Origin of the sequence: Shewanella sp. 8A, assembly GCF_023475945.1 — a bacterium.
Classification (GTDB): Bacteria; Pseudomonadota; Gammaproteobacteria; order Enterobacterales; family Shewanellaceae; genus Shewanella; species Shewanella xiamenensis.
This window is the reverse complement of sequence record NZ_JAMDJP010000001.1, coordinates 25,603-41,310: the sequence shown is the minus strand read 5'-3', so window position 1 is coordinate 41,310 and position 15,708 is coordinate 25,603. Positions and strand designations below refer to the sequence as shown.

The following is a 15,708-nucleotide window of genomic DNA, read 5'->3' as shown; positions in this document are numbered from 1 at the left end:
TCATCACCTTTGATTCTGCGCGGTACCACGTCCACCACCGCCGCCAGAACCGCCCACAGCTTTACCAGGCACGCCCCAAAAAATTTCTTTCTCAGCCATTTGGCTAACAAACTCAAAAAACTTATCACCAGGGTAGCGGGCTTGTTGGTCGGCATCGGTATAGCGGCTATTGCGTGGGTTCTTCCAATCCACACCACGGCTATTAAGATCAAGTTGGATAGTTGAAGGGTTGCCTAAGCGAATGTTCATCACATCCATGCGGCCACTAAACAAGGTGTCGCGAGCCACGATTTGACAAAAGTTATCGAGGGCGGCCAAGTACAAACTCCCTTGGCGATTCTGGTAATGCTCGGTTAAGGCGATCGACGCTAGCTCTTGTGGGATACCCGATAAGGTTAACCGTAGGCGGTAGGGTTGCACTTGGCCTGACTGCTTAACCATGCCGACTTTACCCAGCACCCCTGTGCCCTTGTAAACCAAACCTTGATACAGGGCATCACCGACACCCGAGTGCAAACGCAACATGCCAGAGGCAAAATCGAGTTCGGTCATTAAAATGGCGCTGATATTGGGGCGACGTAACCACTGTTGCATTTCAGCCGTCATAAACTGATTCATAGACTGACGTCCTCGATAAGTGAAAGGGTTAAACTGGAGAGGATCAGCCGCTTAGTAGAACGACGACCACCTTGGTCATCGTCCTTTAGCATCATCACGGCTTTTGCTTTACGGGTTATAAGTGCGGTGCCATCATTGGGGATATGCCGCATGGGCGCTTCAAACAAAAGCTGACAATGACCTAATGCATTTGCAGTCGCATCTGCGGTCATAATGTGGAGTTGGTTATTGAGTTGAAAGTAATCACCCGTGCGTAAAAACAGGGTGTTAGGTTGGCAACCGCGCACCGTTAGCTGATACCCAAACTGACCAGCACCATGCACAACTGGTGCGCCTAACGCACTACCACGCGGGCTAGCAAACGCATGATCCCACAATAGAATACGCCCAGCCGCGCCACGTAATTGTGCTAACAGGCCAAACAAAGTAGCCCCTTTCGCACGGGTAAGCGTATCAAAGCGCAACTGGGCTTCCCACGCGGCACCAGGCAGTTCCAGCGTTTGGCGTGAGCTGTTAAACGGATTACTAAATACCTCCGTTTGCGCTTTTAAGCGCCACACACATTCAGTGGGATAAATATCGTCAGGAAAAATTAACATAGGTCAATCAACAATGGGCCGCTAAATCAGGGTATGGCCCAGTGTGACTGACTACGTTGTTTAGCTGGATTGGAAAGGTTTCGGGATAGCGTTATCCCCGAGCGCGAAACACCTCGCCGCGGTTATTAAGGTCATCCACCACAGCAGCCTTCGTCATTTGGACAAGCTGTGGCAGCACATCCTCAAGTGTCTGGGCGTCACTATCGTTTTTGACCACAATGGTGTTGCTTTGCTGGATCACAACATTGCTACCTCCTGAGCCACCATTCGCGGTTGCCTGCATCGCATTCATCAAGGTTTGTTGTTGGCGGCGGGTGTAAATCGTTTCCCCACCATCGAGGAGATAGGTGCCTTCACGGGGTATGGTTCCTCCGCCGTGAAACTTACCCATGATACGGGGTAGCATAGCCATCGCTGCCACCATAGCAGCCATGCCTATCATTGCACCACTACCCATGGTTGCGATCGAGGTGGTTGCTGCTGCGGGTGCCATTGAGGCTGTCACCGATGCAGCTGTACTTGCCGCTGTAGTCGTTGCCACTGCGGCATTTTTACCCATGAGAGTATTATCAAAAGCCGCAGCTAAGGCTTTTTGAGCCATGTATTCAACCAACATTTGCACGGCTGCTTTGCCTACGCCCTTAAGTACTTGCTGTGTGGCTTGACCAAAATCCTTAGCTTCAAATATAGCGTCGGCGGTAGCGCTACCAATCCCTTGTGCCATTCGCGCTACGCTATCGTTCCACATCTTATCCCAATCAAAAACCACGCTTTTATTAATAGCTTTCATTGCCTCAGCAAAGCGTTCATTTTCAGCAATCTTCAAATTATTTAAGTAAGTGAGTTTGGCTATATCATCTTCGGGGGTTTTGGCAATTTCGGCATCGATAACACCTAAATTATTAGCATGTGTCTGTTCTTCAGCATATTTAGGATCGAGTTGGTTTCGCAACTGACTATATGGCGTTGTCGCTTCATACTGGTTTTTCAGTTGTGCCAATAAGCGAGTACGCTCAGCAATCGGTACGTTAGCTAATTCAAAATGGCTTTTTAATAGCGCCTCATGTTTAGCATATTCCTTGGCAGCAGCGGTAACAGGGTCAATAGCACCCAGTAAGGTTTTAAGTTGATCTTCGCGTTGCTTCTCAGCATCTTTATTTTTCTTGGTTTGTTCTTCTGAAGCTTTGGCTGCATCCAAATCAGCAGCAACTTTTGAAAGCTTGTCGGCCATTATTGGATCAAGCCCTTTAAGCGCCCCCATTTCTAGCTCATAACGCAGCTTGGCAGCCTCAGAGGTTTTACCGTAAAGCGTCAACTGCTTTTGCAAATTGATCAACATTTCAGCGGCAGTTTTAGTGAGATTGGGGTCAACGATAGTCGGGTCTGCTTTAATCTCTGGCATGCCCACGGCAAACAGCGCTTGCTGCTTTTTACTTGCAAGGTCGAGCTGCTTATTTAGTTCTTCTGCACGGGCTTTTAAACGAGCAATTTGATCATCGTTACCTGTCATGCCGCCCCATGCATCAAAGGCAGGTTCTCGATTAAGCCTATCTATCTCAGCGGTGGTTGCAATCAACTCATCCCGCAGCACTTTCATTTCGGTACCAAGTACACGGACTTTAGATTGACGTTCAAGATCCGTCAGCTTTTGATAACTGCCAACTAAACTATCAACCTTACTGCTCAAATCATCTGTAGGCTGTGTGGCATTATCGGCAGTCAAAGCCCAATAGGCTAAGGCGGCCGCGCCCATCATCACCAATCCAGCAGGGCCACCCGCAAGCGATAACGCGGCATTTAATGTTCGGGTTGCAAGCGTTGCAGTGCCTGTTGCCACGGTCAGCGCTTGACGGGCGGCCGTGAGCCTAGCCTCGGCAACGACCGCTTGTCCGGCCGAAATAACCGATGACCGTAACATAGTTGCGCGTTGCAGTTCTGCTTGTGCGGCTGCAATGCTTGCAGCTCTGGTGCGATAACTGGCCACTTCACTGGCAATCAAGCTAGTTGCATGAGTGCCTAGAGCCGCCGTTCCGCGTCCTAGCGCGACGACTAGCCCCAATTCAACCACATTCACTAAGGTGCCAAAGTTTTCACTTAAGCTAACGATACCGCTCGCAAGGGTAGCGGTAACACCATAGGTTTCGTTGCTTTTACCAATCCAGTCGCTATAGACGTTATTCAGAGCCGTCAGCGCATCTCGCACCGCTGTAGGCATATCTTCTACGGCTTTAAGGTTTTGTTGGTGCGATTGCAACAATGCATTGGTCAGGTCGGTAATCGACAACTTACCCGAGGTGCCCAATAAGCGGATCTCCGCGCCAGTTTTACCTGTGGCGGCGGTAAGGTTATTGAGGATACTCGGCATTACCCCAAAGATAGATTGCCAGGCATCGGCCTCAACCTTGCCTTTCTGAATCGACTGGGACAGAGCATCCTGTGCCTGCTGTGCTTTATCCGCGCTGGCGGCGTTAGTCACTAGCAAGGCGCTGTAGCTGTCCACAATATCAATGGACTGGTTTAGGTTATAACCAAGGTCGCGCAAAATCGGCGACATACGAGTAAAGTTTTCACGGGTTTCGGTCAGGCTGCGATAGGTTTGGTTGGCGCTGGCCACCATGCGCGATTGAGCATATTCATACTCTGCCGCACTGGTGGTGGCCATCTTCATCCGTGACGCCATTTGCCCCCACTCATCGGCGCGATCAATAAGATCCATGGCGGTTAATCCACCTGCAAGCGCAAGGGCGGATTGATATAAACCACCAAAGCTTTGGCGTGCATCATCCGCCGAGGTGGCCGTTTTATCCAATCCTACCGCAGCCGTTTTACCCGCTGTGCCGGTGGCCTGTAACTCACCCGTTAAGCCGATGAGTTCTTTTTTAGCACCACCCACCACAGTCACCAGCTGGCGGCCGTCGGCGGTTAATGTCAGTGCAAGTTTTAAATCATTCATCTAATTGCTCATTAAAAATGTGAGTTACTGTGGCAGCGATAAGGCGCAGTTTTAGATAGTCATCCTTGCTGTACTGGCGTTCTGCCATCTCGGCATCGGCTTTCACCGCTACAATATCAAGCCCTTCACACACGCGGCCTTGCCAGCGCATTAACTCCGCGACTTGACACCACCATACCAGGGCGCTTTGGTGCTCATCCCAAAAGAGTACTTCTGGGTCGTCATCCTCGATGTCAGCCTCAATCCCAAGGGCTTTTAAATCATCATCGAGTTCGCGCTGTTCTTTATCGGTTAATGGGTTACGGGCATATAACGCCCGTAACCCATCAGTTAGTTTTTTCTTGCGGCTTCGCCCGTTGAGGCTCGAAGGTAAGCATTGGTGACGGCCAAACTAAAGGGCTGCCATTGATAAAGCGCGGCGCGATTATCGGCGGTGGCTTCCATAGGTTCACCATTCGCATCACTAATGCCATTCCACCCGAGTAGCACGCGATCAAATGCGGCTTTAGGGCTTTGACGAAACAGCGCAATCCATTCATCTTCAGGGATAAGCTCTAGATCGACGCTAATCTCGTGCTCAGTTACTTGGCCTTTATCGCCCGATACCTTGAGGGTGGCGGGCCATTCTTTAACAATCCGCTTTTTGGTAAAGACAAACATAAGTTCTCCTGGTGCTATTTAGTGGTTAATTGATCGATGGTTGAAATGGGTTTAAACGGGATTTCATAGGTCAGTGTGCCATCCTGATCGCCATACTCTGGACGGCCTAACGAAATCCGTGAGCTGCTCCAAACCACTTGGTTAAGGGCGCTACCGTGGCTAAACTCCATCGCCACTTCGGTGTTGTTGGCGGCTAAGGTAAAGGGGTCAAACTCGGCCAGACTAGCCGCTTCAATAATGATCTTACCGCTGGGTTTAAAGTCGGTGATCAGCACTTCTTCAAAGCCCACATATTCGGTATAAGCAACCGTGTTGGCTTGGTCATACTCAAAGCTAATCAGTTTGGCCGCAGCTCCCGCTAGCGAAAAGGCGCTGTGTTTAACGCCCACTGGCTGTGGTTTTTTCCATGCGTCAAAGTTAGTAGCGGGCATTGCGGCGGCCGTTACGGGTACAAATAGCCCCGTAAAGGTAAACATAATGCTCGGCAGTTCTTTGGCTTTAGCCGAGATTTTAAAGGTGCCACGGGCACCTAATAGCGCATGCAGTACGCCGTGGTAGTTCATGTACATTGTCAGCGAGGCGGTGCTGTCTTCATTAATGGCCATCACCACACTGGATGCACCAGGGGTAATATCCCGTGAGCAGGCTTGCACCAGTGGTGCCCATGCTGGGGCTAAGTTCGCGGTGCCGCTTCCGGCCAAGTCCACGCTAAATTCAACCGTGGCATAGACCTCGGTTGCCAGTTCTGGGCTATTGCCGAGTTTGCCGTCGTCATACTTCAGCTCGGTATTGTCCCCAGCCATAGGGACGATTTTGACATCTCGCCCGAGCACAGCCACGGGGACGCCTGCGGCTATCGCATCCACGCCGTAGGTGGCTTCGAGGGCAAACAGTAATGCTTTTTTACGTGTTTTACGTGCCATAGTGTTAAACGCCTAGGGCGTCCTCCGTGTATTCAGTCGTAAATTTATCGAGCCAAGCAACTGTGCCTGGGCGCGATGGTTGTAACTGGCCACCGCTTAAGTACAGCGGCGTGTAATCTTCATGGGGTTCCCAGCCATAGAGCAGCTGGCGGATCTGGTTTCGCTCTGCAATCACATCAGGCTGGGCATTATTGCGGGCAGGCACGACGAGCAGCACACCAATTGTTGTGGCGATGTTTTGGCGATAAAGCCCCATGCCTTCAACTAACGGGCCTACACGCTCTTGTAAATCGAGCACAAACAGCTTTTGCCGTGGTACGTTTTTATCCTGCAAGTCACTGAGCGCGATTAAGCCTTCAACATCAACGAACTGAGTCTTAAGGCGGTCGATGATCAAATCAGGGATAGAGATCATACAAACCCCTTGCTTGACTGGCGTGACCAAACAGAGCCTGCCGATTGCACCTCGGAGGTATTGCTACCTTCTGGCGTGTCTGTCACAGGTAAGCCCAAGGTCACTGAGCCATTGCTGATTTTATCTAGCAGTTTAAGTGCATCATCGTGGCGCTTGGTGACTTGCTCCGTTGCTCGCTCGTCGTATAGGTAGTAACGGGCTAAGTCGCAACTCACCCGATTTAATACATCGGGCACAGTTGCAAGGGGCAATGGATAACGTGCGGCTAAGTAGCCATCGATCGTGGCTTTCGCATCATTAAGCGCGGCATCAATCACCGCGCTATCCATCACACCAGCGCCACTACGATCACTTAAATCAATAAGCTCAGCCTCGCTAAAGCGGTTTTGCATATCGGCTAGGGTCGCATAGGGCGTGGCGTAGCTCATCGTTATGCACCTTGCTCAGTGGTCAGTGCTGTGGCCGCATCACTAGTGGCATCATTCTGGGCATCGGCAGGCACTTGCACCTGAACTGCCGCAATGGCAGCGACTAAATCAGGTTTGTTCATGCTCTTAAAACCGACAACTTCTAATGACTCAGCCAGCTCTTTCAGCTCAGGAACTGTCATATCAGCCAAGCTCTTTTGCTCGCCATCGTGGGTTACGACGCCGCCAATAGTGCCTGTTAACTCAGTGGTGGTTACACCATCTGCACTATTTGCAGCGCCCACACTCCCTTGCGTTTGTGCCAAACCAACCGTGCTGGTGTCACCCGTGCTAGGTAAGCTTGCAGGTGCAGCTTCTTCGATGCTAAGCACCAAACGTGGGTCAGCTTTAATGGCTTGTAACTGAGCATCGGTAAATGCCGTTGCTTCAAATTCATTTTTGCCTTTAGCAAATCCGACACCCGCACGGCGATAGCCATCATGGGCACTGCAAGTAACAACAATCGTTTTCTGAGACATAACATGGGTTCTCCTAAGAAATACGAGGGCCTAGACACTAGACCCTTGAAGGAATGACGTGACGCTCTAATCGCAGAGCGTCCTTATTCCTACATATAATCAGCCACTAACACTTCGAGCTGACCTGCCAAGGTGTTGGTGTCGCCATTAATGGTTTGCTTCATGGCTTCGAGTGCGGCCTGTTGCTGAGTACCGCGTACCACCAGCATATTGGGCTTGATACCCAATGGCTTGCCGCCATCGGCTTTGAACCCGCGCATTTCTTGGATTGCGGCCCAGATATTGGCGGCGGTTAATGGCTTGGTGGAGCAATAGGCCATTTGCCAGAAGCCGTAACCGCCGTTAGCACGGCAATCTACGCCATAGCGGAACTGTTTAGAGGTAAATACCGCTTCATCATCCAGCTTGGTCATGGCAGTAAACTGCATTGCCTTACGGTCTTGATAAATCAGTGGCTTTAAAGCGCGGGTGGTATCGAGTAAGTACCACTTGGTTTGCGGTGCGCCACCGTTGTTATCGTAGTTACTGACGCTGGTCACAGCGCCTGTACCATCGTGATTGGCGTACACTGGGTGGTCGGTATCAAAGAAGTTTTGCCCGTCGTAACACAAGCTACTGGTGCCCGCATCAAGCATCGGGAACAGCAGTTCGTCAGGGAAGACTTCAGAGGAACGGCCCATTTCCTCAAACATTGGCGCATATACACCAATTTCATCATCTTCAATATCGTCACGATCAACACCAATCGAAGATTCAAAGGGCTTGTTGATTACCGCGTAAGAGCTAGCGGTCATATCGTTAATCACACGATCGCCAATCCATTCGCGGAACTTAGGCCACTTACCTAACCAACCGTAAGTATTGGACTTACTGGTCGATTTGATCACTGTCGCAATTTTGCTGTATTGGCTTGCGGCTTGGCTCTTGCCCTTTTCAAATGACTGATTAAAGCCAGTCATCAGGGCGGTGAGGGTTGCTGGTGTAATAATCATTGGTCAATTACCCCTTTTTAGAAGCGGCAAAGTCTTTGTGACTAATGCCAAGTAAGTCGGCGACCTCTTTGTCTTCCGCTGTTAAGGCGGCTAACCCCTTGTCTTTATCAAGGTCTGTGGTCGTAGTGGTGGTTTGGGTGGTGGTGAGTGCCGCAATGGCCACGCGATCGTTAAGCATGGCTTTAAGGGCTGCCACGCCTTTTTCTTTACCCACGGTTTCTAACCACTCACGGTCAGATTTGCCGTAGATCTTGGCCTTTTCTTTGTCCAGCAACTCGGCCACAGCATCGCTGCCCGCTTGCTTACTGAGTGCGGCCACCTGCACTTGCAACTCATTAAAGGCCGCAACAGGCACAAACTGAGATGGATCGATACCAGTTGGTTTGGCTTTGAGCGCTGCAATTTCTGTTGCTGCGGCCGTGGCCGAATCGGTGTTTGCCTTAACGGCAGCAATGGCCTTATCAATCAGCGCTTTTAGGGCGGCAGCATCTTCGAGGTTTACCCCCTCGACGCTGATCCCGAGCGCTGCGAGTAGGCGCAGTAGCTCTTCATTCATGGTGTTGTCTCCATTAGTGGGGTTGTAAGGTGTAGAACTTTTAAGTGCGGCGATGGCACGCATACCATCGAGCGCGGGTTGATTGGTTAGGGCCACGTGCAGCAGCTCTAGCACTTGGCCTGTGGTCTTGCTGTAGGAAAATACCGCACTGATATAGCGGTATTCTTTGGCAGCAATGTGGGCGCTGGCTTTAGGTGTCCATTCCACCGGATTAGCAAACAAACCTTGCCCTGGCACATAACTCAATGAGCTGCCTTTAAACCAGCCCGCAGCAGGGGCGGGTTGGCCGTTTTTCTCGGTGTTAAGGGTTTGGTGTTCATAGTCAAAGTGAAAGTCGTTCACTTTAGCTTTGGCGGCGGCTTGGATAGATTGCCAAGCGGCATCATTCATTAGCCATTGGCCAGTAGGTACATCGAATGGGCGGCCATCCGTGGCCTTAAACAATCCATCTGGGAGCAACTGCACACTGGTATCGCCAGACTCTAGCGCTAGCGAGCACGCCACTGTGCCCACAGTCTCTGACGCAGAGGCTTTCACTGAAAGTGCAGCAACAGCAATGGCAATCTCGTTTAATCTAGGCATAAAAAATGGGTACTCAGTTAACGTGAGTACCCATTCTGTGGTGAGCGGTAAAACTATCGGATTGGAAAGGTTTCGGGATTAATTAATTTGGATTTGATATTGGCTTAAACAACCTTTAAACGCTTCCACTTCACCAGTGGTATTAATGAGCGCCGCAGCACTACTCTCATACAATGCAACCTTGCCATCATTCATTACATCGGCGCTCATAATCAGGTAGTTCATCGTTCCTGTATAGGTTTCAACTCTAAACCCTGTAGCGCGGGTTGATTGACGAACCTCAATGTTAACCCCGCCCCAATGGGCTTTATTAAAACCATCCGTTAAACAGTCAACAAAGTGGGCCACGTTATTAGGCATAATGTTGCCGGATGAAATAACCGTAAATTCTTCGGTGTCGGTTCTGGTTGGCGAAGCGCAAGCGGTAAGCGAAGCAACAAGTAAAATGAGTAAAGCCTTTTTCACATGCATATCCTTATAGATAGTTAACTTGTTTCAGTATGGGTCGGCAGCATAACCCAGTTTAAAACCCGTTTAAATCCTCCTGAAATCGTTTAAGTGGTTTTTAGATAAGCCGTTATACCAAGTTGTGTATTGCGTCGCTTAAATCGCGTTTTAGGCGCTCAAGCACCAAATAAGCCCTAAGCCATTAAATAGTCGCCAATGGTGGCAATAATCTCGGCCTCATCGGTTTCGCTAACCCCCAAATAAGGACGCTCTGGGATAGCTTTATTGGGGATCATGCTATTGGGCGCGGTAGTGCCACCAAATTGATGCATAGCGGCATAGACCATAGTGCTACCCAGTTGCATTTGGTCTTCGGTGGTTTGGTAAACCAAGTTATACAGGTAACCCCGCTTGATCAAAATCTTATCTTGGTTACGGCTTTTAACACTAAGGGTATAATCGCTCAGCGCCGCAAATGGTGTTCCGTCAGGGGATTCTCCTGCGTCAATTCGCTTTCTGGTGCTGTGGTAGAGATACTCTGCAATTGCATTTAAAGCAGGTTGTAAATTCTGACCTCGATCAATCAACTGTTGAAATGCAGTAACCGCACCATCAAAACCCTGTTCAGTAATAGTGATCTGTGTACCAGCCATGTGCTATGCTCTTAAGTGTTCAAGTGGTGAAGGTGAGGCTCGGCTCAATACCGTAAACCGCTGTCTGCATAGCCGAGACTATGCAAGATCCTAAATCATTCCTTTGCGCTGTAAATCAACATCCCTTGTCTTTGCCCATTCATGTAGTTCAGTTGCTTTACTGGGATAAATGTCCAAGCCTCCAACACCCCTTTAGTCACTTGTGCTACCACTAATTGCCCCTTGTACTTGCCCGCGTTCACCATCCGAATAATCCGCCAGCGTAACTCAATCTTGCCCGTGCCTTTGTGGCGCTCAAAGGATGCCCATACTTCATCAGGTTGGGTTAACACTTCGGGTAATAGCGGCAACAAAGGAGCGCGGGCGATATCGATATGTTTGGCTAAACTGGCGGCATTTACGTACACAGGATAAGGGCCACTTTGCCACACAGTATCAGCCCCACCGAGTACCTGAGTGGCCAATGTTTGTAATTCGGCTTGTGTGCTTACCTTGTCGGCTAAGGCCACAGTATTAGGGTGTAAGGGTAATAACTCAGGTCGGCCTGCGGTTCGCCAGTTCCCTGCGGTGAGAGGCTCCCAGGCTTCGCTTTTAATCGCTCGCCATTGCGCCATAGCGTTGTCGGTAAGCTGCTGACCTAAATGGGTTTGCCCTGGTGAATAATCAAAGCCAGGGTCAATCCCTTTAGGCACCTTAAGTACTTCACCCGTTTTAGGGTTTACCCATTCATAGCTTTCATCAGCGGGCAATTGACTAACACTTAAACCTTGGCGCTTAAGTTGGCCCTCAGTCATCCCGCGTACCGAGCAAGTACAGCCCCAACCATTCTGTGGGAAATGCGTTGTCCACCACGGGCTACTCGCTGGCAACACCATATCGTGCCAACGTAAATGATCTTGCCTTGGGGTGGCGCTATGGCCGTGTTTATATTGCCAGTAGGGGAACTGTTGCAGTTGATCCCAGCGTCCCGCGTTGTAGCTTTGGCGCATATTGGTATCGTAAATAATCTGCGCTCGCCAGTCGGCATTGCCCGTATGATCCCAACCGTGCTTGGCCACTATGGTTTTAAACTGCTTTTTAAACTCGTTTAAACTCATGCCCTCGCTTATGGCCTTATCTACCGATTGTCGTAAGTCGGTAAGCAATTCGGCCTTTTGTGCCCCTGCCACCACAAAGGCGCGGCTGTGCATACCACCCCACAAGTCATCCCAGGCCTGTGTTGGCATATTCAACTTTTGCCGAAAAAACTCGATAGCCTGTTGAAATTGTACGCCGCCGTATTGGGCTGTGGGCGCTGACTTTGAGGGCACGGATTTTGACGGCATTAGTTACCAAGCTCCACATCATAGCGACCAGCCAACGCAGCAGTAGACATGGCTTGCTGCATAATCGCCGCCAACTTTGCCGCTCCTTGGTTACTATAAGCATCTATCAGCACTTGCTCGATTTCATCCCAGCTTTGAGCTTTTTCAACTAACGCGGCAATACCTGTGATCTCTGCATCCAGCTGTGCCCCTGCGGCATTGGCAAGGGACTGAGTAAGTGGGGTCAGCTCCATGGCTTTACTGGGCATTTGCTTAAGCGCCGCCACGGGCATAGCACTAGGAACCTGTGGGAGTCCAAGTATCGCTTCACCTTCTTTGGGCATGGGAATGCGCAGCTTTTCATTTACCCAGGCACTGGGGATTTTTGCACCGACTTGCACCAGTGAGGGTATTGCTTGGCTAAACTGCACTAAATCTTCGGCTTGCTGAGTATCAAACACTAAGCGGGCACGGCGGCGAGGATGGCCAAAGGTGGTGCCATTCATCATCACCAAGGGCCACACAAGATCGCGAGTTAAGGTGGAGGCAATTTGGCGCAAATCTGAGAGCAGCAATTCTTCGCGCACTTCGTTATGCACATTACCAAGGGCATTGGTTGAACTCTTACCATCCGCTTGGCTGGTGAGTGTGCCGCCTAAAATGGCCTTAGATTGGCTGCGTTCTGCCCAGTCGAGCATGGCCATATAAGGGTCGCTCGCACCACGGGCCGCATCCTTAAACTCAATTTCCATCCCCTTGGGGATAATCCCGCCCGCGTTATGGCCAATGCTCATAATGGCTTGCAGCAATGTGGCTTTTTCTTCCTTACTGGCACCATTAGGGTACTTACCTAGACGGAGTGGTAGGCCATAGATTTCTAAAAACTCGGCAAGATCCCTGACCGAATAGTTCTTAAACAGGAAGGGCCACGCCAGTACCCGCACTAGGCCCGCCCGCGCCACATAGCCTGACTTGGCTTTATGGGTATGTTGTACCCAGCCCAGTGGCCAAAGTTCTTCCTTACCGCCACCATCGAGGCGCAACATCACTTTGTTACGGTTATCATCATCCACGGTAAACCGACGCGCGGGGATCGACTCAAACTTATTTGGGTACCAAATGCTGCCATCTTGATCCCAATGGATTTGACTATTCGCGACACAGCGTAAAATGCCGTCGCCCATATCGAGGATCAAATCTTCAAAATCGGGGATGCCGTTAATCACATCGGTGACCATATCCGCATCACGCTGCTCATCCTTGCTGGCGTTTGGTGGTGGCACGATTTGCCATGCTTTACCCAGCAGCGCATTCTTGCGCTTTTGTAGTTCGGCCATGATATGGGCGTCTTTCTCTTCAATATCATCGGCCAGATCAAACTGGGCCGTGAGATTGTTATATTCCGCATCCTGCATAATCGCTGCTAATCGCGCAGGAGTTAATCCACTGGTAGGGTGCTCAGCCCACTCTTTACGAATAAAGCCCACTTGGGCACGGTCGGTTTGTTGATTATTTAAGGCGGGGTTTGCACGCCCCAGCCGTTGTTTAATTTGCTCTGGCGTGGCCATTACCAGCCTCCTTTAGTCGACACGCTATAATCACTATCTTCATCAGCGTGGTGGTTATAATCGCGGCTATTGCCATTACCGTCCCAGCGGCTAGCGGATTTAGGTAATGGGGTAAAGTCAATGGCACAACCATCCATTGAAGCGGCATAGACCATCAAAAACAGGCTGATCGCAGCATCACCATGGCGTTCTTTTTCTTGGCCTGTGCGAACATCACCAAGACATGGGGTGCCTCGACGGTTAATGCTTAAGGCTCTCAAATCGGTGCAGGTATCATCGTCCCTTGGAATAGTGAGCAAACCATCCTCAAAATGACTTTTAAAGCGTGGCATGTGTTCGCGGTAAAATGCCTCGGACAACATCACGCAGGCGATCACTTCGCTGCCGTATTTATCCTGGGCGTATTCTGCAAGTGCTTGGCCATTGCCTCGTGCATCCATTGCCCCACCACGCAATCGAGGCAAGCGATCAATGATATAAAACAGGATCTGCTCTTGCTGACGAAAGGGGATGTTTTTCAGTTCCACTTGCAACTTAGTTTTGATGTGTAAATCTTGGGCAATTTCACCCACATCAATCACGGTTAAGTCACCACTACGCGCAAAGTCTTCCCCAAAACAATGGGGCCGCTCTGGATCTAATGCATCTAATACTGGTTTTAATTCATCCTCACACCATTTAAGGATCTCTGCTGCCCGTAAACTCTCAGGCCATTGACCAAAGGCATCATCTTTTTTCAGACGGATCACAGGGCTGCTCTGGTCTATGCTTGCCATGCGAGACTCAATTAAGGCACGGTTAAGATAAGAGCCGCCGCCCGATTTAGGTACGCAGAAGTATTCTTCCAACGCATCCTCTTCGGTAGCGGTAGCCTTAAGCAGCTTGGCTTTCCACTCATCTTCGGCGGCTTGGCTCCACGCTATGCCACGGATTTGGCAAATACGCTGGTAAAGTCCCTCGGCGCAGGCATCATCCAAGGTGACACGGTGAATACTGTAGTCTTTCTTACCTGCACGGGAATCGTTAATCAGCTCGTTAAAGAGGTTATCAATGCCATTATGTGTGGAGATTAGGCGTACCTTCGCGCCCCACATGGTCAGCGCCAATGCCGCTTTTAGCACTTCGGCCAAGCGCTCGTGGAAAGCGGCCTCGTCTATGGTCACATTACCCTGCATACCGCGCAGGTTTGAGGGGTTAGAGCTGAGCGCTTGGATTTTAAAGCCAGAGGCAAAATAGATGGCAAAGGTTAGGATCTCTTTGCCATCTTGGCCATCATCGACAAAGACTTCTTCTTGAATTTCGCCCGCAGCTTTGTCGAATACTTTGGCCCACATGGCCGCAGCATCGATAAACTCCCGCGCCATCTCCTTGTTGCTGCCCACATAAAAATGGTTGGTACCACCTTGGCCACGGGCAGCACCAGCAGTTAAAGAGGCGTCGGCAGCTTCGGCCCACGTTAAGCCGGTGCGTCGTGATTTTTCGGCAATCTTGAGTGGCGAATCGTCGGCAATCCAGCGCTTCTGATAACCGAGCAGCACCTCTTTAGGATCAAAGCGACTTAGGCAACTTGCCTCATACGTGGGATCAAAACTGCTTGCCGTTGGTGTTATAGCTAACGCTACCGCTGTGGCCACACCGAGAACTTTGCTTTTAATCGTCATTATGCAATCCCCAAGATTTCATTTTTTAGCTGGGCCACGGCCTCGCGGGTCAAGCCAGCTGACTTGGCCACCTTCTCAGCGGCATTGGCGGCCTCGGTGGCAAAGGCTTGGCGGATCTCTTTCTCGCGTTTATGGCTGGCCATGGCGGCAGACTCCAAACGCTGCACCGCTAACATGGCATCTTTAATCATGCCGACGTCGGCACCTTCGCCCGTTTCAGACTCGTTTAACAGGGCTTTAAATAGCTGTGAACGAGCCATTTCAAGGATCAGTTTGGTGACTTCGCCCGTGGGTTTATCGCCCAGTTCTGCCGTCCACACTTGGGTGATCTCACGCATCTCGCGCAAGGATTTACCCACTGCCTCCATCTTGGTGGCATAGCGATTAATGCCAGCGCGGGAAAGCAGCTGTTCTTCTGGTAAGCCTGCGGCTTTAATCAGGGCATTGATTTCATTAAGCAGATCAATTTGCTGAATCGAGCCATCGCGCAGGCCGCTATCCAAGCGTTTGCGGATATTGGCAGGCAGCAAATCCACTTTAGAGCGGCGGCCTCGGGTTTCATTTGCCATTGTCAGCTCCTTTAGAAAGCTTCAATGAATCAGCAATATCGGTATTGGCTTGAGCCATGGCCTTTTGCAGTGCTCTCTCGGCCTGTGCGCATTGGGGCATTTTGGCTAAGTACTTTTTACGAAAGTCCCCTTCGATATACTGCTTGCCATCTTTTTCCATCATGGGCTTGAGCACTTCTCTTTCGAGGTTGGCGGCAACCAAACTCAGAGCTAAGTGATAAAGCACTTTCTTTTGGCCAGCGGTTAACGGTTTAACGGCCAT

The 15,708-nt window shown here is 50.4% G+C and carries 18 protein-coding genes; all 18 read right to left on the bottom strand.

Annotation, left to right across the window (positions count from 1 at the left end):
* Positions 1 to 3 precede the first annotated feature (3 nt).
* The 18 genes from M0413_RS00265 to M0413_RS00180 all read right to left on the bottom strand — a co-directional run bounded on the left by M0413_RS00265 (position 4) and on the right by M0413_RS00180 (position 15,708).
* Positions 4 to 618: a hypothetical protein gene (locus M0413_RS00265; RefSeq protein WP_249552761.1), complete on the bottom strand. Its 615-nt coding sequence runs from the start codon at positions 616 to 618 to the stop codon at positions 4 to 6.
* Positions 615 to 1,217, bottom strand: coding sequence for a hypothetical protein (locus tag M0413_RS00260; RefSeq protein ID WP_133178280.1), 603 nt, complete (start codon positions 1,215 to 1,217; stop codon positions 615 to 617). Before M0413_RS00260 ends, M0413_RS00265 begins: the two co-directional genes overlap by 4 nt.
* Before the next feature lie 91 nt (positions 1,218 to 1,308).
* Positions 1,309 to 4,170, bottom strand: a complete 2,862-nt coding sequence (locus M0413_RS00255) for a tape measure protein (protein ID WP_249552760.1) — start codon at positions 4,168 to 4,170, stop codon at positions 1,309 to 1,311.
* Entirely contained in the window at positions 4,163 to 4,321 is a 159-nt protein-coding gene (locus M0413_RS00250; protein WP_249552759.1) for a hypothetical protein, read from the bottom strand. Before M0413_RS00250 ends, M0413_RS00255 begins: the two co-directional genes overlap by 8 nt.
* A 179-nt stretch (positions 4,322 to 4,500) precedes the next feature.
* Positions 4,501 to 4,830, bottom strand: a complete 330-nt coding sequence (locus M0413_RS00245; protein WP_249552758.1) for a hypothetical protein — start codon at positions 4,828 to 4,830, stop codon at positions 4,501 to 4,503.
* Between the two features lie 14 nt (positions 4,831 to 4,844).
* Positions 4,845 to 5,753, bottom strand: a complete 909-nt coding sequence (locus M0413_RS00240) for a phage tail tube protein (protein WP_249552757.1) — start codon at positions 5,751 to 5,753, stop codon at positions 4,845 to 4,847.
* 4 nt (positions 5,754 to 5,757) lie between these two features.
* Positions 5,758 to 6,168, bottom strand: a complete 411-nt coding sequence (locus M0413_RS00235; RefSeq protein WP_249552756.1) for a phage tail terminator protein — start codon at positions 6,166 to 6,168, stop codon at positions 5,758 to 5,760.
* Entirely contained in the window at positions 6,165 to 6,596 is a 432-nt protein-coding gene (locus tag M0413_RS00230; RefSeq protein WP_133182333.1) for a gp436 family protein, read from the bottom strand. Before M0413_RS00230 ends, M0413_RS00235 begins: the two co-directional genes overlap by 4 nt.
* Positions 6,597 to 6,598: 2 nt before the next feature.
* Positions 6,599 to 7,114, bottom strand: a complete 516-nt coding sequence (locus M0413_RS00225) for an HI1506-related protein (protein WP_249552755.1) — start codon at positions 7,112 to 7,114, stop codon at positions 6,599 to 6,601.
* A gap of 89 nt (positions 7,115 to 7,203) precedes the next feature.
* The gene (locus M0413_RS00220) at positions 7,204 to 8,106 is read right to left on the bottom strand and encodes a Mu-like prophage major head subunit gpT family protein (protein WP_133182329.1); all 903 of its coding nucleotides are present in this window, start codon (positions 8,104 to 8,106) and stop codon (positions 7,204 to 7,206) included.
* A 7-nt stretch (positions 8,107 to 8,113) separates the two neighbouring features.
* A complete protein-coding gene (locus M0413_RS00215; protein ID WP_249552754.1) occupies positions 8,114 to 9,244 on the bottom strand; it encodes a phage protease in 1,131 nt (376 codons plus the stop codon).
* A 78-nt stretch (positions 9,245 to 9,322) separates the two neighbouring features.
* Positions 9,323 to 9,709, bottom strand: a complete 387-nt coding sequence (locus tag M0413_RS00210; protein ID WP_133182324.1) for a hypothetical protein — start codon at positions 9,707 to 9,709, stop codon at positions 9,323 to 9,325.
* A 176-nt stretch (positions 9,710 to 9,885) separates the two neighbouring features.
* Positions 9,886 to 10,344, bottom strand: coding sequence for a phage virion morphogenesis protein (locus M0413_RS00205; protein WP_249552753.1), 459 nt, complete (start codon positions 10,342 to 10,344; stop codon positions 9,886 to 9,888).
* Positions 10,345 to 10,439: 95 nt separating this feature from the next.
* Positions 10,440 to 11,669, bottom strand: a complete 1,230-nt coding sequence (locus M0413_RS00200; protein WP_249552752.1) for a PBECR2 nuclease fold domain-containing protein — start codon at positions 11,667 to 11,669, stop codon at positions 10,440 to 10,442.
* Positions 11,669 to 13,216, bottom strand: a complete 1,548-nt coding sequence (locus tag M0413_RS00195) for a DUF935 domain-containing protein (protein ID WP_249552751.1) — start codon at positions 13,214 to 13,216, stop codon at positions 11,669 to 11,671. Before M0413_RS00195 ends, M0413_RS00200 begins: the two co-directional genes overlap by 1 nt.
* Entirely contained in the window at positions 13,216 to 14,877 is a 1,662-nt protein-coding gene (locus M0413_RS00190) for a hypothetical protein (RefSeq protein ID WP_249552750.1), read from the bottom strand. The genes M0413_RS00195 and M0413_RS00190 overlap by 1 nt, the downstream gene beginning before the upstream one ends.
* Complete coding sequence (locus M0413_RS00185; RefSeq protein WP_249552749.1) at positions 14,877 to 15,446, bottom strand: DUF3486 family protein; 570 nt, start codon at positions 15,444 to 15,446, stop codon at positions 14,877 to 14,879. Before M0413_RS00185 ends, M0413_RS00190 begins: the two co-directional genes overlap by 1 nt.
* Positions 15,436 to 15,708, bottom strand: coding sequence for a hypothetical protein (locus tag M0413_RS00180; RefSeq protein WP_249552748.1), 273 nt, complete (start codon positions 15,706 to 15,708; stop codon positions 15,436 to 15,438). The genes M0413_RS00185 and M0413_RS00180 overlap by 11 nt, the downstream gene beginning before the upstream one ends.